We start from the raw sequence: 20695 nt of genomic DNA on the forward strand, positions 1-20695 counted from the left end.
GACGGGCGTCGAAGTGTGCCACGCGATGGTCCACGGCGGCCCGTTCCCCTCGACCTCGGACGGACGGACAACCTCGGTCGGCGCCTCGGCGATCGAGCGCTTCCTGCGCCCGGTGTGCTACCAGAACATGCCCTTCGCCCTGCTCCCCGAGGGCCTTCGCGACGGCAATCCGTGGAACGCCCCGCGCCGCATCGACGGCGTACTGAAGCTGGGTTGATGACGATGGACGCCCCAACGCAATCTCCTTCGAATTGCCGCTTCCGCTCGCAGGACTGGTTCGCCGATCCTGCGCGTTCGGACATGGTCGCGCTCTATCTGGAGCGCTTCATGAACTACGGCATCACGCCTGCGGAATTGCGCTCGGGGCGTCCGATCATCGGCATCGCGCAATCGGGCAGCGACCTGTCGCCCTGCAACCGCATCCACCTCGACCTCGCCAAGCGGGTGCGCGACGGCATCCGGGACGCGGGCGGCATCGCGATGGAGTTCCCGGTCCATCCGATCTTCGAGAACTGCCGTCGCCCGACCGCCGCGCTCGATCGCAACCTCGCCTACATGGGGCTGGTCGAGATCCTCTACGGCTATCCCATCGATGCCGTGGTGCTCACCACCGGCTGCGACAAGACCACGCCTTCGCAGGTCATGGCCGCATCCACCGTGGACATCCCCGCGATCGTCCTGTCCGGCGGGCCGATGCTCGACGGCTGGCATGAGGGCGATCTGGTCGGTTCAGGTACCGTGATCTGGCGTAGCCGCCGCAAGTTGGCGGCCGGTGAGATCGACGAGGAGGAGTTCCTCCAGCGCGCCTGCGACAGCGCGCCCTCGGCCGGGCACTGCAACACTATGGGCACCGCCTCCACCATGAACGCGGTGGCCGAGGCGCTCGGCCTCTCGCTTCCCGGCTGCGCAGCGATCCCCGCCCCCTACCGCGAGCGCGGGCAGTACGCCTACGAAACCGGTCGCCGCATCGTCGAGATGGCGCACGAAGACCTCCGCCCCTCGCATATCCTGACGCGCGACAGCTTCCTCAACGCCATCCGCGTCGTCAGCGCGATCGGCGGGTCGAGCAACGCGCAGCCGCACATCATGGCGATGGCGCGCCATGCGGGCGTGGAACTCACCGCCTCGGACTGGACCGAGCACGGCTACGACCTGCCGCTGATCCTCGACATGCAGCCGGCCGGACGGTTCCTGGGCGAACGCTTCCACCGCGCGGGCGGCGTGCCCTCGATCATGTGGGAACTGCAGCAGGCGGGCGTGCTGGCGCAGGACTGCCTCACCGTCACCGGCGAGACGCTGGCCGCCAACCTCGAAGGCCGCGAAGCGCGCGACCGCGAGGTGATCCGCCACTTCGCCGAGCCGCTGCGCGAGAAGGCGGGCTTCCTCGTTCTGTCGGGCAACCTGTTCGACTTCGGCATCATGAAGACCTCAGTGATCTCCGCCGAGTTCAATGACCGCTACCTCTCGCGCCCCGGCTCGGAAGGCGTGTTCGAGGGCCGCGCCGTGGTGTTCGAAGGCGGCGACGACTACCACCACCGCATCAACGATCCCGCGCTGGAGATCGACGCCGACTGCATCCTCGTCATGCGCGGCGCCGGGCCGATGGGCTGGCCCGGTTCGGCCGAAGTGGTGAACATGCAGCCGCCCGACGCGCTCATCAAGGCGGGCGTGCAGTGGCTGCCGACGCTCGGCGACGGGCGCCAGTCGGGCACGTCCGACAGCCCCTCGATCCTCAACTGCTCGCCCGAGAGCGCGGCAGGCGGCGGCCTGTCATGGCTGCGCACCGGCGACATGATCCGCATCGACATCCGCGCAGGGCTCTGCAACGCGCTGGTCGATCCGGCCGAGATCGCTCGCCGCAAGGCCGAGGACGCCCCGCCACCCGTGCCGCAGAGCCATACCCCGTGGGAGGAACTCTTCCGCGAGAAGACCGGCCAGATGGCGGACGGCGCGGTCATGGACATGGCCGTGAAGTACCGTCGCATCGCCGAACGGACGCCGCGCCACAATCACTAACGCACCCAGCGGGGCCGGGTGGGCGGACGGCCCTTCCAGCCCCGTGTGATTGACATTGCATGGCAGTGTGATAGCGCTCCCATTACAGAACGAGAACGGATGCCCGACATGACCGATATCCTCTCCTCCCTTCCCGTGGACATGCTACCTTCCGATTGGCGCGAGGGCCTGTTCCTCGGCCGTCTCGACCTTGGGGAAGGCCCGACCCCCGTGCTGCTGCAGGGCGGCGTGGCCTACGACATGAGCGGCGCCGCGCCGACCGTGGCCGACCTCGTCGATGCAGGCGCCTTCGATCCCGCGCAGGGCAAGGCCCTTGGCACTGTCGAGGACGTGCTGGCCCGTGCAACGCTGCTCAGCCCGATCGACCTGCAGTGCGTGAAGGCGGCGGGCGTGACGTTCGCCGTCTCGGCGTTGGAGCGCGTGATCGAGGAACGCGCGCGCGGCGATGCCGACAAGGCGCAGGCGGTGCGCGGCGGGCTGGAGGAGCGCATCGGCGGCTCGATCCGCTCTGTCGTGCCCGGCAGCCCGGAGGCAGCGGCGCTCAAGGCGGCGCTGATCGAGGACGGCATGTGGTCGCAATATCTCGAAGTGGCGATCGGGCCGGATGCGGAAGTCTTCACCAAGTCGCCGGTGCTCTCCACCGTGGGATCGGGCGCCACGATCGGCGTGCGTTCGGATTCGCACTGGAACAACCCCGAGCCGGAGATCGTCATCCTTTCCGACGCGCACGGGAAGGCCGTAGGCGCGACGCTGGGCAACGATGTCAACTTGCGCGATTTCGAGGGACGCTCGGCGCTGCTGCTGGGCAAGGCGAAGGACAACAACGCCAGCTGCTCGGTCGGCCCGTTCGTGCGCCTGTTCGATGCGGGCTACACCGTGGCGGACGTCGAGAACGCGCAAGTGCTGCTGCGCATCGAGGGGCCGGAAGGCTTCCTGCTCGAAGGCGAGAGCCGCATGTCGGAAATCAGTCGCCCGCCGCTCGACCTGCTGCGCCAGTGCTTTTCCGAGCATCAATACCCGGACGGCGTCGTGCTGTTCCTGGGCACCCTGTTCGCGCCGACGCAGGACCGCGACGCGCCCGGACGCGGGTTCACCCACAAGGTCGGCGATGTCGTGACGATCTCCAGCGATCGCCTCGGAACGCTGGTCAACACCGTCGCCACCTCGCGCGATGCGCCTGCATGGGAAGCCGGGATTTCCGCCCTCTACCGCAACCTCGCCGCGCGCGGGCTGATCGGGGCGAAAGCCGACGCGCTTGCCTGACTCTTCGACTTCACCAAGGACTTCCATGTTGACCACCACTCTCCCCTCCCCCACCGCGCAGGTCGCGCGCTTTCCCTCGCTTGCGGGCAAGGGGGTATTCATCTCGGGCGGCGGCTCCGGGATCGGGGCGGCGCTGGTCGAGGCCTTCGCGCGGCAGGGGGCGAAAGTGTCCTTCGTGGACATCGCCGCCGAACCTTCCGAAGCGCTGGTGGCGAGCCTTGATGGCACGGTGGAGTTCACCCCCCGCTTCGTCGCCGGCGATCTCAAGGACCTCGACTTCGTGCAGGCGCAAGTCGCGGCGGCGCACGCGGCGCTCGGCGGCCTCCACGTGCTGGTCAACAACGCCGCCAACGACGACCGCCACGCCATCGCCGACGTCACGCCGGAATACTGGGACGAGCGCATGGCGGTGAACCTGCGCCACCTGTTCTTTGCCGCGCAGGCCGCCGTGCCCTTCATGGAAGCGGCGGGCGGCGGCGTGATCCTGAACTTCGGGTCGATCAGCTGGCACCTCGCGCTCGACCAGCTCTCGCTCTACCAGACTGCCAAGGCCGCGATCGAGGGCATGACCCGCGCGATGGCCCGCGAACTGGGCGAGCGGAACATCCGTGTCTGCGCGATCGTGCCCGGCAACGTCCAGACGCCCCGGCAGGAGAAGTGGTACACCCCCGAGGGCGAGCGCGAGATCCTCGACGCGCAGTGCCTGAAGTCCCGCGTCCAGCCGGCCGACGTGGCGGCGCTGGCGCTGTTCCTCGCCTCCGACGATGCGCGGATGTGCACGGGGCACGAGTATTTCGTCGATGCGGGCTGGCGCTGAGATGATTCCGCAGGTTGCCTGCAGGCTGGGCGCGATGCTGGGCGAGGGTCCGGTATGGGACGCCGCGCGCGGCTGCTTGTGGTTCGTGGACATCAAGGGTCACAAGCTCCACCGCTTCGATCCGCCGGGCGGCGTGCTGGACACCATCGAAGCGCCCGAGGAGCCCAGCTGGGTGATCCCGCTGGCGGGCGCCGCGCTGCTGGTCGGCGCGAAGGCGGGCGTCCACCGTTTCGAGGAGGACGCCTTCGCGCTGCTCCACGCCGTCGAGCCCGATCTGCCCGGCAATCGCCTGAACGACGCCGCCGTCCATCCGGACGGTTCGGTGTGGCTGGGCACCATGGACAATGCCGAGGAGGCGCCGAGCGGTGGCTACTACCGCTTTCACGGCAGCGCCTGCACCGCGCTTTCGCCCCAGCCGATGGTCATCACCAATGGCCCGGCCTTCTCGCCAGATGGCGGGACGGTCTATCTCGTCGATACGCTGGAGCGGGTAATCCTGTCCGCCAGCGTCGGCGCGGACGGGCATCCGGGCGAGGCACGGCTCTTCGCGCGGGTTCCGGACGGCATGGGCTATCCCGACGGCCCCGTCGTGGACAGCGCGGGCACCGTCTGGGTCGGCCTGTTCGGCGGCTGGGGTGTGGCCCGCTTTGCTCCCGATGGCACCTTTCTCGGTCGGGTGGAATTCCCGGTCGCCAACGTCACCAAGATCGCATTCGGCGGCCCGGACCTCACCACCGTCTATGCGACGACGGCACGCAAGGGGTTGTCCGCCGACGAACTGGCGGCTCAACCCCACGCCGGAGACCTCTTCACCTTCGCGGTGGATGTTCCCGGCCTCGCGCCGGGATACCCCACGGCCTGACCGGCCCGTAACGACAAGAACAAGCAATGAGGATGCAAGAATGGCGGCGATAGACATGGGAAGCGCGCCAACCGGCGTGGAGTACGGCGGGAAGGTCAACATGGCCTTCGTCGCCATGATCGTTGCGGTGGCAACGATCGGCGGGTTCATGTTCGGCTACGACAGCGGCGTCATCAACGGCACGCAGGACGGGCTGGAAAAGGCGTTCAACCTCTCCAAGCTGGGCACCGGCCTCAACGTCGGCGCGATCCTGCTGGGCTGCGCGGTGGGCGCCTTCGTGGCGGGCCGCCTCGCCGACGTCTGGGGCCGTCGCAGCGTCATGATGATCGGTGCCGCGCTGTTCGTCGTGAGCGCGCTGGGCGCGGGCGCGGCGACCTCTTCGCTGCTCTTCGTCATCGCCCGCTTCATCGGCGGCGTCGGCGTCGGCGCGGCGAGCGTGCTGGCGCCGGTCTACATCAGCGAGGTCACTCCGGCCTCGATCCGCGGACGGCTTTCCAGCCTGCAGCAGATCATGATCATCACCGGCCTTACCGGTGCCTTCGTCGCCAACTGGGCGCTGGCCAGCCATGCCGGTTCCAGCACCGCGCCGCTGTGGCTGGGCCTGCCCGCCTGGCGCTGGATGTTCTGGATGCAGGTGATCCCGGCCGTGATCTACCTCGTCGCCCTGTTCATGATCCCGGAAAGCCCGCGCTTCCTCGTCGCCTGCGGCCGCGAAGCCGAGGCGCAGGCCGTGCTCACCCGCATCTTCGGAGCCGAGACGGCCGCGAAGATGATCGCCGACATCCGTGCCAGCCTCCTCTCGATCGCCGCCGACCACCACCGGCCGAGCTTCGCCGACCTCAAGGACCCCGCGACCGGCCGCCTGCGCAAGCTGGTCTGGGCGGGCATCGGGCTGGCCGTGTTCCAGCAACTCGTCGGCATCAACATCGTGTTCTACTACGGCGCGGTGCTGTGGCAGTCGGTCGGCTTTTCCGAAAGCGACGCGCTGCTGATCAACATCCTGTCGGGCACGCTCTCGATCCTTGCCTGCCTCGTCACCGTGCTGCTGGTCGACCGGCTGGGGCGCAAGCCGCTGCTACTGATCGGTTCGGCGGGCATGGCGGTGACGCTGGCGACGATGGCGATGTGCTTCGCCAGCGGCAGCTTCACGGATGGCCACCTGACCCTCTCGGACAATGTCGGCACCGTCGCGCTGATCGCCGCGAATGCCTATGTCGTGTTCTTCAACGTCAGCTGGGGGCCGGTCATGTGGGTGATGCTGGGCGAGATGTTCCCCAACCAGATTCGCGGCTCGGCGCTGGCGGTCTCGGGCTTCGCGCAGTGGATCGCCAACTTCGGCATCTCGGTCAGTTTCCCGGCGATGGCCGCCGGGCTCGGCCTGCCGCTGACGTACGGGTTCTATGCGCTCAGCGCCTTCCTCTCGTTCTTCTTCGTACGCGCAATGGTGACCGAGACGCGCGGCCGCACGCTCGAGGAGATGGCGGCTTGATCGAGCTGCGTTCGGGCAGCAGCGAAGCCACGCTGCTGCCCCATCTCGGCGGGTCGATCGGTTCCTTCGCGGTCGGGGGCAAGCACATCCTGCGCCCGACCCCGGCGGACGCCGCGAGCCCGCTGGACGCCGCCTGCTTTCCGCTGGTGCCTTACGCCAACCGCATCGCGGACGGGCGCTTCTCCTTCGCGGCAAAGGACTATGCCCTCCCCCGCAACGTTGCGGGCTTCGAGCATCCGATCCACGGTCTCGGCTGGATCATGCCGTGGATGGTTAAAGACGAGCAGGCCGACCACGCCGCCCTCGCTTGCATGCATTCCGCCGACGCGCACTGGCCGTGGGACTGGTCCGCCACGCAGAGTTTCGTGCTGGAAGACGGCGCGCTCCATGTGACGCTGGAGGTAGTCAACCGGTCCGACCGCGCGATGCCCTGCGGCCTCGGCCAGCACCCCTACTTCGTGCGCGAACCGGGCGGCCGGCTGCAGTTCGCCGCAGAGGGCGTATGGATCAACAATGCCGGCATGATCCCCGAACACCCTGCTCCGGCCGACCACTTCGGCAACTTCGCGCAGGGCGCCGTGCCACGGGCAGACACCCTGACCGACAACTGCTGGTTCGGCTGGAACGGCACCGCCGCATGGCAAGGCGTCGAACTCCGGTCAGACGACGCGCGGTTCGTCCATGTCTTCGCCCCGCCTGGTGAGGATTTCGTCTGCATCGAACCTACCAGCCAGATGCCCGATGCGTTCAACCGTCGCGACAATGCAGGCACCGCCGTCCTCGAACCGGGCCAGAGCGCAGGTCTGGGCATGGTCATCCGCGCTGCTCCGAATTGACCAGCTCGAATTGACCGGCTCATGCTCGCCCGGCACGTAATCGCTGGCGGCGTTGCAGGAAAATTGTAATAGGCTGAACATGTAAGCGGCGGGATTCCGTAGCGACCCGGTCCGCCGCACGGGGGATCAGGCCAGCGTGACAGATCAGGATACGACCCAGGACAAACCCACAGACCGCGCCAGCCCCCGGCTGCGGCGGCGCACCGCGCGGCGATCCCGCGCCACCGTCACCATCGCCGACGTGGCCGAGCGGGCCGAAGTCTCGCTGATGACGGTCTCGCGCGTGATGAACGACAAGGGCAACGTCAAGGAAGACACCCGCGTCCGCGTGCTCAAGGCGATCGAAGAACTCAACTACTCGCCCAGCGCCGCCGCCCGCAACCTTGCCGCCGCTGCGGAGGTCCGCATCGGCCTGCTCTACGCCAACCCCAGCGCCGGCTATATCAACGAGTTTTTGGTCGGCAGTCTCGATCAGGCGAACCGGTCGAACGCGCAGCTCCTCGTCCAGCTCTGCGACAACGAGGACGAAGTGCTCACCATCGTGCGCCGACTGGTCGGCAACGGCATCGACGGCGTCGTTTTGCCGCCGCCGCTGTGCGACAGCACGGCGATCCTCGACCTGCTGCTGGAATGCGGCACGCCGACGGTGATCGTGGCATCGGGCAAGCCGTCAAAGAACCTGTCCTCGGTCAACATCGACGACCTGGGCGCGGCCGAGGCGATGACGCGCCACCTCGTCGCGCTGGGCCACCGACGGATCGGCTTCATCAAGGGCAACCCCAACCAGAGCGCCGGGGCGCGGCGCCTCCAGGGATTCCAGGCAGCGCTGAGCGACAACGGCATCGCGATCGACGAGGAGTTGGTCCTGCCTGGCCTGTTCACTTATCGCTCGGGCCTTGAGGCGGCGCACCGCCTGCTGGAACGCGATGAGCCGCCGACGGCGATCTTCGCCAGCAACGACGACATGGCGGCGGCAACCGTCTCGGTCGCGCATCGGCTGGGCTTCGACGTGCCCGGCGACGTCACCGTGGTCGGCTTCGACGATGCCCCGCAGGCGACTTTCACCTGGCCTGAACTGACCACGATCCGCCAGCCCATCGCTGAGATGTCGCGCATGGCGGTGCAACTGCTGGTCGAGGAAATCCGGGGCCGCCGCGAGGAACGCGCCTTCACGCCCTCGCACGTGCAGATGCCCTTCGAGTTCATCCAGCGCGAGTCCGACGCGGCGCCGCATCAGGGGTGAACGAGGGCCTGCGTCGCCCGGGATGGCACGGAGGCATCACCACCCCTCGTCATTGCGAGCGCAGGGCAGCAATCCAGGGCAGCCTTACACCGCTCTGGATTGCTGCGCTGCGCTCGCAATGACGATCCGAGGCGGGTGAACGCCGGCCCCGCCGCGTCGCGCGGGCGGGGCCGGCCTCACGTCAATGCCCCGGAGCGTAGGGAAAGCGCTGGGCCTTGTACCACGCCAGATCGTGCTCGGGCGCAAGGCTGCCCTCCGGCAGAGACAAGCCGTTGACCGACATCCAGTAGGCCAGGCTCGCATCGCGCCACCAGCGCGCTTCGTTGTGCTGGATGGCGAGGTAGGTCGCGGTCTTGGACCAGCGCTCGGCGTCCACCTTGTCCTTCACGCCGTCCCACTGCCTCTGCATGTGCGCCACCGTGGCGACGCCGCGATCGTAACGGACGACCATCTCCTGCCACAGCGTGCGGCCGGACTTCATCTTCCAGTCCCACGCCAGGTGATGGAACCACAGCAGTTCGGTTTCCGGCGTCGTGCGCGGATCGGCGAGCATGCGCGCGACCGGCGGCGCATACTGGGCCACGGCATTGCTGCCGGTGCGCGTACGGTCGAAGCCGATGCCGCTGCGGTCGGCCTTATGGTAGTAGATCGGGTTCCACTCGGGCCGGGCGAGGTCGTTCACCCATGGCCCCGGCCCGTAGTGGTGGCCGGTGTCCATCAGGTGCGCGAGCCCGAACGGGCCGGTGTAGTCGACCACCGCCTCACGCGATTCCATCATCATCGAGACGGCGGTGTCGACCACGCGCGGATCGTCGCCGAACGTCTGGCGCGCCCATTCGCGGGCGAGCGCCTCGGCCGACAGCGTCGGATCCCAGGCGAGGCGGCCGAAGGCATACCAGTTGGCCTGGTTGAACGTCGAACCCGACCAGTCGCGATCGCGTCCGATATTGGCAACGCCCGCCATGCCGGTGAGGTCATGGCCCTCCAGCGCGCCATCGACGACTTTCGCCACCGTCGATCCCTTGCCCTTGGCCCGCGTATCTGCCTCCAGCACTTCCTCGAACAGCGGGCCGAGGTAGGCGAGGTGCGTCGCGAAGCCGAGGTATTCCTTGGTGATCTGCAGTTCCAGCATCATCGGCGTCTTCGGCATCGCGCCGAACAGCGGGTGGAACGGCTCGCGCGGCTGGAAATCGATCGCGCCGTTCTTCACCTGCACCAGCACGTTGTCGGCGAACTTGCCGTCGAGCGGCTTGAACTCGCTATAGGCCTGCTTGGCGCGGTCGTCGGGATCGGTCTCGGCGTAGACGAAGGCGCGCCACATCACCACGCCGCCATGCGGCGCGACGGCGGCGGCGAGCATGTTGGCGCCCTCGGCATGGGTACGGTGGTAGTCGCGCGGGCCGGGCTGGCCCTCGCTGTTCGCCTTGACGAGGAAGCCACCGAAGTCGGGGATCGCGCGATAGATCTCGTCCGACTTGGCCTTCCACCAGGCCTGCACCTGCGGATCGAGCGGGTCGGCGGTCTTCAGCCCGCCCAGTTCGATCGGCGCCGAGAAGCGCGCGGAGAGGTAGACCTTGATACCCCAGGGCCGCAGCACGTCGGCCAGCGCGGCGGCCTTGGCGATGTAGGCGGCGCTCAAGGTGTCGGGGCTGGCGTTGACGTTGTTGAGCACCGTCCCGTTGATGCCGAGCGCGGCATTGGCGCGGGCATAGTCGGTGTAGCGCGGATCCTTGAAGTCCGGCAGCGTCCACCAGTCCCACAGCGATTGCCCCGCATAGCCACGCTCCACGCTGCCATCGAGGTTGTCCCAGTGGTTGAGCACGCGCAGCCTGACCTTCGGCGTGGAGGTGAGGTCGAGCTTCGCCAGATCGCCGCCGGTCTTCTGCGCACGGATCGCCGCGAAGGCGCCGTAAAGCACCCCGGTATCGGAATTGCCGGTGACCAGCAGCGAAGGGCGCCCGGCGACCGTGGCAGCGCACACGAGGTAGCCCTCGGCACCAAGCATGGCGGTAGGCAGGCCCAGCGCAGCCAGTTCCGGGGCGTCCGCGCGGGCCAGCACGACCGGCAGCGGTGCGGCGGTCAGGTCGCGGCGCAGCTCGGCGGCTGCCAGTTGCAACGTCTGCGAATCCCCGATCACCGTCACCTCGGCTGCGGCAGCGCCCTTATCCGCAGGGGCAAGCCACAAGTCGTAGCCGTCGTTCGCCAGCGCCGTGCCCGGCAGCGCGCCGATCGCCAGCACCGACCCCGCCAGCAGGCATGCGCTCCACGCGCCGATCCGCGAAATTCGCCTCTCCATCCCGAGCATCCCTCAAATTTGCCTGTCCAAGCTGGTTGACAAGCCTTGCCGTTGTTGTGAAAGATAGCGCTATCACAAAAACACCGACGCAAGCAACGCTGTTTGGCGAATCGGTGCAACGCCAGCCGGAACAGGCATTTGGGAGTACCGGGAATTGGGATGCTGTCACGCATTTGATCGTCGTCTTGCGGCTGCATGCCTGCCGTGCGCCGGGGTTGTCGCATGAGCCTGCGCCCGGCTGAATCGCGTTTCGCCGTATCGCGCCGCGTCCTTCTCGGCTGGGGTGGCGGCGCCTCGATGCTGGCCTTCCTGCCCGTCGCCGCGCGTGCCGCCGGGCCGGTCTACAAGGACGCCCGCGCACCGGTGGACTTGCGCGTCGCCGACCTGATGAGCCGCATGACGCTGGACGAGAAGGTCGCCCAGATCATCACCCTGTCCACCCGCAAGCGCGACGTGATGGACGAGGACCGCGCCTTCGATCCGGCCCGCGCCACCATCGCCTATCCCCACGGTATCGGCCAGATCGCCCGTCCCTCCGACCGGGGCGGCGCGGCGACCGCGAACAACACCGGCACCGACGTCACCGGCCGCTGGCGGAGGCCCGCCGAGACGATCGCCTTCGTCAATGCCACCCAGAAATGGGCGCGCGCGACCGGCCTTGGCATCCCGGTAATGTTCCATGAGGAATCGCTCCACGGCTACATGGCGCCCGAGGCGACCAGCTTCCCGCAGGCGATCGCCATGGCGGGCAGCTTCGACCCCGAACTGGTCGAGCGCGTGCAGTCGGTGATCGGCCGCGAGGTTCGCGCCCACGGCTCGACGCTGGCGCTCTCCCCGGTGGTTGACATCGCCCGCGACCCGCGCTGGGGCCGCATCGAGGAAACCTTCGGCGAAGACCCGTACTTGTGCGGCGAAATGGGCGTCGCCGCCGTGCGCGGGCTGCAGGGCCCCGGCAAGGAACTGCCCGAGGGCAAGGTCTTCGCCACGCTCAAGCACATGACCGGCCACGGCCAGCCTGAAGCTGGCAACAACGTCGCCCCGGCCCCGCTCGGCAAGCGCGAACTGTACGACAGCTTCTTCCCGCCGTTCCGCGAAGTGGTGCGCCGCACCGGCATCGCCGCCGTCATGCCATCCTACAACGAGATCGACGGCATCCCCAGCCACGCCAACCGCTGGCTGCTGAACGACGTGCTGCGCGGCGAATGGGGCTTCGACGGCGCCATCGTCAGCGACTATGCCGCGATCCCCGAACTCGCGACGTTCCACCACCTCGCCGCCGACCTTGAGGGCGCCGCGCGGCTCGCGCTGCATGCGGGCGTCGATACCGACCTGCCCGATGGCGAGGCCTATCGCACGCTCGCCGATCAGGTCCGCAAGGGGCTGGTGCCGATCTCGGTCGTCGATGCCGCATGCCGCCGCATGCTGACGCTCAAGTTCCGCGCCGGAATGTTCGAGGCGGGACCGATCGACCCCAAGGCTTCGGCAAAACTCACCGCCAATGCCGAGGCGCGCGCGCTGGCTCTTGAGGCAGCACGCAAGTCGATCTGCCTGCTCAAGAATGGCGGCGTACTTCCGCTCACCCCCGGCGCACACAAGCGCGTCGCGGTGATCGGCCCCAACGCCAACGTCACGCGCCTCGGCGGCTATTCGTCCGAGCCGCGCTCCAGTGTGAACCTCGTCGAGGGCATCACGGCCCGCCTCAAGGGCAAGGCCGAAGTCGTCTTCGCCCAGGGCGTGTTCATAACGCAAAGCGAGGACCGCTCCGCCAACGAAGTGCTGCTGGCCGATCCCGCGAAGAACCGCGCGCTGATCGCCGAGGCGGTCGAAACAGCCAAGGCCAGCGACGTGGTGATCCTCGCCATCGGCGACACCGAGCAGACCAGCCGCGAAGGCTATGCCAAGAATCACCTCGGCGACCGCACCGACCTCGACCTCCTGGGCGAACAGAACGCGCTGTTCACAGCACTCAAGGCCACCGGCAAGCCGGTGATCGTCGTCGCGCTCAACGGCCGCCCGCCCTCGTGGCCGACCGTGGCAGAGCAGGCCGATGCGATCCTCGAATGCTGGTATCTGGGCCAGGAAGGCGGCACCGCCATGGCCGAAGCGCTGTTCGGCGACGTCAACCCCGGTGCCAAGCTGCCCGTCACCGTAGTCAAGGACGTGGGCCAGGTGCCGTTCTTCTACAACCACAAGCCATCGGCCAAGCGCGGCTATCTGTTCTCCGACACCGCGCCGCTCTACCCGTTCGGCTTCGGCCTCAGCTACACCAGTTTCGCGTTCGGCGCCCCTGCCCTCTCGGCCCCGCGAATCGCGGCGGCGGGCACCGTCACCGTCGCGGTCGAAGTGGCCAACACCGGCGCGCGCGAAGGCGACGAAGTGGTGCAACTCTACGTCCACGACCGCGAGGCGAGCGTTACCCGCCCGGTCATGGAACTGCGCGGCTTCCGCCGCGTCACGCTCAAGCCCGGTGAGACCCGCAAGGTGGAATTCACCCTCGGCCCCGACGACTTCAGCCTCTGGAACGAGGACATGCGCGAAGTCGTCGAGCCCGGGCTTTTCGACATCATGGTCGGCAACAGCAGCGCCGCCCTGAAGACCGCAACCCTCGAAATCGCCTGAGGACCATCATGCCCAAGATCGTAGACGCCAAGGTCATCGTGACCTGCCCCGGCCGCAACTTCGTCACCCTCAAGATCACCTGCGACGACGGCACCACCGGCGTCGGTGACGCCACTCTCAACGGCCGCGAACTGTCGGTCGCCAGCTACCTGACCGACCACGTCGTCCCCTGCCTGATCGGCCGCGACGCGCACCGCATCGAGGACGTCTGGCAGTATCTCTATAAGGGTGCCTACTGGCGCCGCGGCCCGGTGACGATGACCGCGATCGCCGCCGTCGACATGGCGCTGTGGGACATCAAGGGCAAGATCGCAGGGCTCCCGGTCTACCAGCTGCTCGGCGGCGCCAGCCGCGAGGGCGTGATGGTCTATGGCCACGCCAACGGCACCTCGATCGAGGATACGATCAATGTCGCGCTCGACTATCAGGCGCAGGGCTACAAGGCGATCCGCCTGCAGTGCGGCGTTCCCGGCATGGCCTCGACCTACGGCGTCTCGAAGGACAAGTATTTCTACGAGCCTGCCGACGCCGACCTGCCAACCGAGAACGTCTGGAACACCTCGAAGTACCTGCGCGTCGTGCCCGAACTGTTCAGGGCCGCGCGCGAGGCGCTGGGCTGGGACGTGCACCTGCTGCATGACATCCACCACCGCCTGACCCCGATCGAGGCGGGCCGTCTGGGCAAGGATCTGGAGCCCTACCGCCCGTTCTGGCTGGAAGACGCGACGCCTGCCGAAAACCAGGAAGCGTTCAAGCTGATCCGCCAGCACACCACCGCGCCGCTGGCCGTGGGCGAGATCTTCAATTCGATCTGGGATGCGAAGGATCTGATCCAGAACCAGCTGATCGACTACATCCGCGCCACCGTCGTCCACGCAGGCGGCATCACCCATCTGCGCCGCATCGCCGCGCTGGCGGACCTCTACCAGATCCGCACCGGCTGCCACGGCGCCACCGATCTCTCGCCGGTCTGCATGGCCGCCGCGCTGCACTTCGACCTCTCGGTGCCCAACTTCGGCATACAGGAATACATGCGCCACACGCCCGAGACGGACGCCGTGTTCCCGCATGCCTACACGTTCGAGAACGGCATGATGCATCCGGGCGAAGCGCCGGGCCTCGGCGTCGACATCGACGAGGAACTGGCCGCCGGCTACGAATACAAGCGCGCCTTCCTGCCGGTGAACCGTCTCGAAGACGGCACGATGTACAACTGGTGAGCACGATGCAGGCGGTCACCGCCGTCGAAACGCAAGCCCCGGCCAAACCGGCCGGGCGCGTGCGCTGGATCGTATGCGCGCTGCTGTTCGCGGCGGTGGTGCTCAGTTATGTCGACCGTCTGGTCCTGCCCACGCTCAAGCCCGAGCTGCAGGCGCGCTACGGCTGGAGCGAGAGCGGCTATGCCGACCTCGCGATCTGGTTCCAGGCGGGGTACGGCATCGCCTATGTGTTCTTCGGGCGCCTGATCGACCGGATCGGCGCGCGTGCGGGCTATGCGCTGGCGGTGGCGCTCTGGACCTTCGGGCACATCGCCCACGTGCTGTTCACCAGCACTAGCGGCATGCTGCTGGCGCGCATCCCGCTCGCGATCGGTGAGGCGGGGACTTTCCCCGCCGCCATCGCCGCGACCAACGAGTGGTTCCCCAAGCGCGAGCGTGCGCTGGCGATCGGCATCTTCAACGCCGGATCGAACGTCGGCGCGATCCTGACGCCACTGGTGGTGCCGGTGATCGCGCTAACGCTGGGCTGGCGCTGGGCCTTCATCCTGACCGGCGCGCTGACGGTGATCTGGCTGGCGGCGTGGCTGGGCTTCTACCGCCGCCCGCGCGAGAAGAAGACGCTTACGGCTGAGGAACTGGCATGGATCGAGGCCGACCCCATCGATCCGGTACAGCCGGTGCGCTGGCGCGACGTGCTGCGCCTGCGCCAGACCTGGGCCTACATGCTGGGCCGCTTCCTGATCGACCCGGTCTGGTGGACGTTCCTGTTCTGGTTGCCGGACTTCTTCAACAAGCAGTTCGGCGTCAAGATGCTGGACTTCGGCCCGCCGCTGATCGCGGTGTACCTGCTGGCCGACGTCGGCTCGGTGGCCGGCGGCTGGACCTCCTCGCGCCTGATGGGTCGCGGCTGGAGCCTCAACCGCGCGCGCAAGACGGCGATGCTGCTGGCCGCGCTGTGCGCCGTGCCGATCGCGCTGGCCCCGCAGGCCACCAGCCTGTGGACGGCGGTGGCGCTGATCGGCCTCGCCTGCGCCGGACATCAGGGCTTCTCCGCCAACCTCTACGCCCTGCCCGGCGATACGATGCCGCGCTGGATGACCGGCTCGGTCGTCGGTCTTGGCGGACTGGCGGGCGCGGTGGGCGGCATGCTTATGGCCAAGTTCGCAGGCGTGATCCTCGAGACGATCGGCAGCTACGAACCGATCTTCCTCGTCGCCTCCTGCGCCTATCTGGTGGCGCTCGTAGTGATCCACCTGATCCTGCCGCGCTACCAGTCCACGCACGCATAAGATAAATTCGGGAGCATCAGGATGACCTTACGCACGGCACTAGCTGCCACCTCGATACTGGCCACCGCCCTCGCTTTCGCGGCACCGGCGCAAGCTGACGTACCCCGGCTGGAGACCAAGGGCGACACGAAGCAGCTGATCGTCGGCGGCAAGCCCGTGCTGATGATCGCGGGCGAACTTAGCAACTCGGCCTCGTCCAGCGCGGACTACATGGCGCCGCACTGGAAGCGCCTGAAGGACATGAACCTCGACACCGTGATTACCCCGGTGTCGTGGGAACTGATCGAGCCGGTCGAGGGGCAGTTCGACTGGTCCTCGGTCGATTCGCAGATCAAGGCCGCGCGCGCCAACAACCTCAAGCTGGTGGTGCTGTGGTTCGGCGCGTGGAAGAATTCCATGTCCACTTACGTCCCCGCATGGATCAAGCGCGACCAGCAGCGCTTCCCGCGCGCGGCGATGCCCAATGGCCAGAGCGTCGAAATCCTCTCCACCTTCGGCGGCGACACCCTGCAGGCCGACCAGCGCGCCTATGCCGCGCTTCTGGCGCACATCAAGGCGGTGGACGCCGCCCAGAACACCGTACTGATGGTGCAGGTCGAGAACGAGATCGGCATGCTTCCCGTCGCACGCGACTACAGCGCGGCGGCCAGCGCCGCCTTCCGCGAGCCGGTGCCAACCGACCTCGTCAACTACCTCGTCGCGCACAAGGACACGCTGGTCCCCGCCATGAAGCGCGTGTGGGTGGAGCGCGGCGCGCGCACCAGCGGCACGTGGGAAGACCTGTTCGGCGCGGGCGACACCTCTGCCGAGATCTTCGCCGCCTGGCACTACGCCCGCTTCGCAGACCAGCTGGCGGCGGCAGGCAAGGCCGCCTACCCGCTGCCGATGTACGTCAACGTGGCGCTCAACCGGCCGGGCCGGATTCCCGGCGAGTACCCCAGCGGCGGCCCGCTGCCGCACCTGCTCGACGTCTGGAAGGCAGGCGCCCCGCACCTCGATTTCCTGGCGCCCGACATCTACTTCCCGAACTTCGTGGAGATCGTGAACGGGTACAAACGGCCGGACAACGTGCTGTTCATTCCGGAGGCGCATAACTCCGACAATCCCATCGCCCCGGCGAACGCGTTCTATGCCATCGGCCAGCTCGACGCGATCGGCTTCGGCCCGTTCTCGATCGATTCAATCGACGAGAACCCCGGCGCGCTCAAGGATGCCTACGGCGTGCTGCAGCAGCTCAAGCCCTATATCCTCGACGCGCAGGGCACCGATCGTATGGTCGGCTTCAAGCCGCGCCAGCTCTACGACGAAACCCTTGTCGCCGAGCCGGAAACGCGCGACGTCGGGCCCTATCGCTTCACCATCAGCTATGTCGATGCCCCCAAGCCGGGCGCCAATCCCGGGGCGGAGGAGCGCAAGGCCGCCAATGCCGCCGTCGCCGCGGCGGGCGGCATCATCATCCAGACCAGCCCCGAGGAATACCTGATCGCCGGCCAAGGCATCACCGTGACCTTCAAGCCGCGCGCCGACGGCGGAGCCCTTGCAGGGATCGATTCGGCCTGGGAAGGCCACTATGACGCCGCCGGAAAATGGGTGCCCGGCCGCCTGCTCAACGGTGACCAGACTCACCAGGGCCGCCATATCCGGCTGTTCCCGGGCCAATGGCAAATCCAGCGGGTGAAGCTCTACACCTACAAGTAAAGATACCGCTATCATTGTTCTTGACGGCAGTCGGCCACAGGAATATGTAAAAATGATAGCGCTAGCAACGACAGCGCTTCCTGCGAGCCACTAAGCAGAGGGCAGCAGGCGCTTGGGAGGGAGTTCAGATATCATGCGACCCAATTTCGTGACCGTCCGTGCCGTTCTTCTGGGCGCTGCCGCGCTCACCCCGTTCGTCGGCACTGCCGCGCAGGCGCAGGACGCCGCGGCAACGCAGGCACAGACCACCAGTGAATCCGTGGACGATTCCGGCGCCACTGCCCCTGACATCATCGTCACCGGCATCCGCGGCTCGCTGCAGAGCGCGACCAACGCCAAGCGCGACGCGGTGACCTTCGGCGACAGCATCTTCGCCGAGGACATCGGCAAGCTGCCCGCCACCAACCTCGCCGAAACGCTCAACCGCATGCCCGGCGTGCGCCTCAACCGCGACATCAACGGCGAAGGCACCCAAGTCGCCATCCGCGGCCTCGGCCCCAGCTTCACGCGCGTGCTGCTGAACGGCTCGCAGCTGCAGGTGGCGTCCGATGGCGGCACCAACGGCGGCAGCGCCAACCGCGAAGTCGACCTCGACTTCTTCCCTTCGGAACTGTTCACCCGTCTCGACCTCGCCAAGAGCCCGTCGCCCTCGACGCTCGAAGGCGGCATTGCCGGCACCGTGAACCTGCGCAATGCGCGGCCCTTCGACAAGGAAGGCACCCACGTCACGGTGGTGGCGCAGGGCCAGTACACCGACACCAACGACAAGTTCAGCCCGCGCGGCGCGATCGTGGCGAGCCACACCACCGACACTTTCGGCATCCTCGTCGGCGTTGCCGGCGTGAAGACCAAGACCCGCGTGAAGGGCTTCGAGTCGGTCGGCTGGACCGATGGCAACCTGCCTTGCGGCACCGACTGCACTGACGAAGGCGGCAACAACTTCTCGTGGGCTTCGGTCGTTCCCGCCAATGCGGGCCACGGCCTCACCCCCGGCGCTCCCGTCGATGTGGTGGCCACCTCCGGCCTGACCGCCGACCAGCTCAGCACCGCGCTGATCCCGCGCCTCGGCCGCCAGAGCCTGACCGAAGGCACCCGTTCGCGCGTGTCGGCCCTCGCGTCGCTCGAATGGCGCCCCAGCGACGAGCTGCATTTCGCGCTCGACGGCCTCTGGGCCAAGTCGCAGCGCAACTACAGCAAGGTCAACATGAACTGGCAGGTCCGCAACTCGGGCCCCGGCACCAGCGCGCAGTCGACCGGCGGCATGATCCCGATCGACCTGACAGTGGATGACAACAACGTCGTCACCAGCGGCACGTTCGCCAACTCGTCGTTCTTCCTCGAAGCCAGCCTGTTCAAGCAGACCACCAAGTTCTGGAACATCAACCCCAGCGTGACCTGGCAGCCGACTGACGATCTCAAGATCGAGGCCAGCGCGAACTATTCGAAGAGCAGCTTCTTCCGCGAACAGCCGACCTGGGCCTTCCAGACTACTCCGCAGTCAGGCGTAGACGTCTATTACGACAACACGAGCGGTTCCTATCCGTCGATCACCAGCAACATCGACCTGAACGACCCCGACAGCGGCACCTGGCAATGGTATCGCCAGAACATCCAGCTCGTTCGCCGCAAGACCGAGACCAAGGGCGCGCACCTCGACGTCACGTACGGTGACGACATGTTCAACGTAAAGGTCGGCGCGGCCTATGACCGTGCGACCCGCTCGATCCGCGCCTACGACAACAGCACCGCTTACCAGCTGTCGGTCTGCGGCACCGGCTGCACCGGCAACACCGGTTCGATCACAACCGGCGAAATCTCGCAGTACCTGAACAGCTCGTCGGTCGCTGGCTTCATCGTGCCGAATTTCGACGCGATCAAGAGCGCGACCAACTACGCCAGCTATCGCGACAGCGCACCTGAAACGCGCGGGGCCGTGACTGGCGGCGCGACCGGCGACATGGACGAAGAGGTCATGGGCGCCTACTTCGAGCTGAACGGCGTGACCTCGATCGCCGGCCGCGACCTGCACATCAACGCTGGCATGCGTTATGCGCACACCAACCAGATCGTCACCGGGCCGAGCCAGGTCGGCACCTCGATCATCGACATCACCTCCAAGTCGAAGTACGAGAACTTCCTGCCCTCGATCAACCTGACCTACGACCTGGCGAACAACATCAAGCTGCGCGCATCCGCGTCGCGGACGATGACCCGCCCGGATGCCGGCCAGATCCTGCCGGGCATCACCTTCTCCGATCCGTCGGCGCTGACGGCGACGGCGGGGAACCCGGACCTGAAGCCCTACACGTCCGACAACTACGATATCGGCGGTGAACTCTACACCGGCGGCATCGGCTACATCGGCCTGTCTGCATTCATGAAGAACATCCAGGGCTTCACCGTCACCACCTCGGACGAAGTCACCTTCGGTTCGCTCAACATCCCCTTCGACAGCCTGCTCTCGACGCAGCAGAACGCTCTGAATGATCGTTCGGCCGCCACCGGCATCGCCGTCAACAACCTGCCGATCACGGTCAACCGCCCGGTCAACCTGAGCGACCTGAAGATCAAGGGTCTGGAAGCCACCTGGGTCCAGCCGCTCGACTTCCTGATCAAGGGCCTCGGCTTCTCGGCCAACGGCACGTACCTGAAGCAGTCCTCGTCCTCAGGCCTCGTCGCCACCGGCGTGTCGAAGTACTCGTACAACCTCCAGGGCTTCTACGAGAACAACGGCCTGTCGATCAGCGTGAACTACGTCTGGAACGACAAGTCTATCGCCGTGAACAAGCCGCAGAACGGCATCGCCAACGCTTCGCTGCGCAACGACGCGCGCGGCCAGCTGGACATGTCGGCGGGTTACCAGCTGCCGTTCCTCAACGACGGCGTGCGCCTGACGCTCGATGTGCTGAACATCACTAACGAAGTGATCCGCACCACCTTCGAATACTCGAACGCGGCTTATTCGGTCTACAAGCCGGGCCGTCAGGTACTGGCCGGTATCAGGGCCAACTTCTGATTTCCTCCCTACCCTACCCACTGAGCCGGCC

The 20695-nt window shown here is 67.2% G+C and carries 13 protein-coding genes and 1 pseudogene; 13 read left to right on the top strand and 1 reads right to left on the bottom strand.

The features are described 5' to 3' along the window. The 8 genes and pseudogenes from HWN72_RS25350 to HWN72_RS25385 all read left to right on the top strand — a co-directional run. Positions 1-217 (top strand): annotated as a pseudogene (locus HWN72_RS25350) (aldehyde dehydrogenase (NADP(+))); the annotation flags it as partial. 5 nt (positions 218-222) lie between these two features. Next, positions 223-2016 (top strand): IlvD/Edd family dehydratase, encoded by a 1794-nt coding sequence (locus HWN72_RS25355; protein WP_036530754.1) that lies wholly within the window; start codon positions 223-225, stop codon positions 2014-2016. Between the two features lie 99 nt (positions 2017-2115). After that, the gene (locus tag HWN72_RS25360; RefSeq protein WP_375154545.1) at positions 2116-3279 is read left to right on the top strand and encodes a fumarylacetoacetate hydrolase family protein; all 1164 of its coding nucleotides are present in this window, start codon (positions 2116-2118) and stop codon (positions 3277-3279) included. A gap of 25 nt (positions 3280-3304) precedes the next feature. Then, entirely contained in the window at positions 3305-4096 is a 792-nt protein-coding gene (locus tag HWN72_RS25365) for an SDR family NAD(P)-dependent oxidoreductase (RefSeq protein ID WP_036529892.1), read from the top strand. Then, positions 4080-4958: an SMP-30/gluconolactonase/LRE family protein gene (locus tag HWN72_RS25370; RefSeq protein WP_211151689.1), complete on the top strand. Its 879-nt coding sequence runs from the start codon at positions 4080-4082 to the stop codon at positions 4956-4958. The genes HWN72_RS25365 and HWN72_RS25370 overlap by 17 nt, the downstream gene beginning before the upstream one ends. Before the next feature lie 40 nt (positions 4959-4998). Continuing rightward, complete coding sequence (locus tag HWN72_RS25375; protein ID WP_248006338.1) at positions 4999-6447, top strand: sugar porter family MFS transporter; 1449 nt, start codon at positions 4999-5001, stop codon at positions 6445-6447. After that, positions 6444-7283, top strand: a complete 840-nt coding sequence (locus tag HWN72_RS25380; protein ID WP_051587182.1) for an aldose 1-epimerase — start codon at positions 6444-6446, stop codon at positions 7281-7283. The genes HWN72_RS25375 and HWN72_RS25380 overlap by 4 nt, the downstream gene beginning before the upstream one ends. Positions 7284-7473: 190 nt before the next feature. Next, on the top strand, positions 7474-8526 hold the full coding sequence (locus tag HWN72_RS25385; RefSeq protein ID WP_036529878.1) for a LacI family DNA-binding transcriptional regulator: 1053 nt from the start codon (positions 7474-7476) through the stop codon (positions 8524-8526). Between the two features lie 181 nt (positions 8527-8707). Here the strand turns inward: HWN72_RS25385 and HWN72_RS25390 are convergent, their stop codons facing one another. Next, entirely contained in the window at positions 8708-10822 is a 2115-nt protein-coding gene (locus HWN72_RS25390) for an alpha-glucuronidase family glycosyl hydrolase (RefSeq protein WP_211151690.1), read from the bottom strand. 297 nt (positions 10823-11119) lie between these two features. On the opposite strand from HWN72_RS25390, the gene HWN72_RS25395 reads away from it, so the two are divergent. The 5 genes from HWN72_RS25395 (at position 11120) to HWN72_RS25415 (ending at position 20664) form a co-directional block, all read left to right on the top strand. Next, complete coding sequence (locus tag HWN72_RS25395) at positions 11120-13441, top strand: glycoside hydrolase family 3 N-terminal domain-containing protein (protein ID WP_155986463.1); 2322 nt, start codon at positions 11120-11122, stop codon at positions 13439-13441. A gap of 8 nt (positions 13442-13449) precedes the next feature. Next, positions 13450-14661, top strand: coding sequence for a D-mannonate dehydratase ManD (manD, locus tag HWN72_RS25400; RefSeq protein ID WP_036529868.1), 1212 nt, complete (start codon positions 13450-13452; stop codon positions 14659-14661). A gap of 5 nt (positions 14662-14666) precedes the next feature. Beyond that, positions 14667-15950, top strand: a complete 1284-nt coding sequence (locus HWN72_RS25405; RefSeq protein WP_036529874.1) for an MFS transporter — start codon at positions 14667-14669, stop codon at positions 15948-15950. A gap of 21 nt (positions 15951-15971) precedes the next feature. Next, on the top strand, positions 15972-17648 hold the full coding sequence (locus tag HWN72_RS25410; RefSeq protein WP_036529865.1) for a DUF5597 domain-containing protein: 1677 nt from the start codon (positions 15972-15974) through the stop codon (positions 17646-17648). A gap of 133 nt (positions 17649-17781) precedes the next feature. Further along, positions 17782-20664: a TonB-dependent receptor gene (locus HWN72_RS25415; RefSeq protein WP_083274776.1), complete on the top strand. Its 2883-nt coding sequence runs from the start codon at positions 17782-17784 to the stop codon at positions 20662-20664. Positions 20665-20695 lie beyond the last annotated feature (31 nt).

It is taken from the genome of Novosphingobium sp. HR1a, from assembly GCF_015594425.1.
GTDB classification, from domain to species: domain Bacteria; phylum Pseudomonadota; class Alphaproteobacteria; order Sphingomonadales; family Sphingomonadaceae; genus Novosphingobium; species Novosphingobium resinovorum_A.

Coding starts and splice junctions, on each gene's coding strand:
- HWN72_RS25370 (WP_211151689.1), top strand. CDS start 4,080: ATGCGGGCTGGCGCTGAGATGATTCCGCAGGTTGCCTGCAGGCTGGGC.
- HWN72_RS25415 (WP_083274776.1), top strand. CDS start 17,782: ATGCGACCCAATTTCGTGACCGTCCGTGCCGTTCTTCTGGGCGCTGCC.
- HWN72_RS25395 (WP_155986463.1), top strand. CDS start 11,120: ATGCTGGCCTTCCTGCCCGTCGCCGCGCGTGCCGCCGGGCCGGTCTAC.
- HWN72_RS25390 (WP_211151690.1), bottom strand. CDS start 10,822: ATGGAGAGGCGAATTTCGCGGATCGGCGCGTGGAGCGCATGCCTGCTG.
- HWN72_RS25355 (WP_036530754.1), top strand. CDS start 223: ATGGACGCCCCAACGCAATCTCCTTCGAATTGCCGCTTCCGCTCGCAG.
- HWN72_RS25410 (WP_036529865.1), top strand. CDS start 15,972: ATGACCTTACGCACGGCACTAGCTGCCACCTCGATACTGGCCACCGCC.
- HWN72_RS25375 (WP_248006338.1), top strand. CDS start 4,999: ATGGCGGCGATAGACATGGGAAGCGCGCCAACCGGCGTGGAGTACGGC.
- HWN72_RS25360 (WP_375154545.1), top strand. CDS start 2,116: ATGCCCGACATGACCGATATCCTCTCCTCCCTTCCCGTGGACATGCTA.
- HWN72_RS25405 (WP_036529874.1), top strand. CDS start 14,667: ATGCAGGCGGTCACCGCCGTCGAAACGCAAGCCCCGGCCAAACCGGCC.
- HWN72_RS25365 (WP_036529892.1), top strand. CDS start 3,305: ATGTTGACCACCACTCTCCCCTCCCCCACCGCGCAGGTCGCGCGCTTT.
- manD (WP_036529868.1), top strand. CDS start 13,450: ATGCCCAAGATCGTAGACGCCAAGGTCATCGTGACCTGCCCCGGCCGC.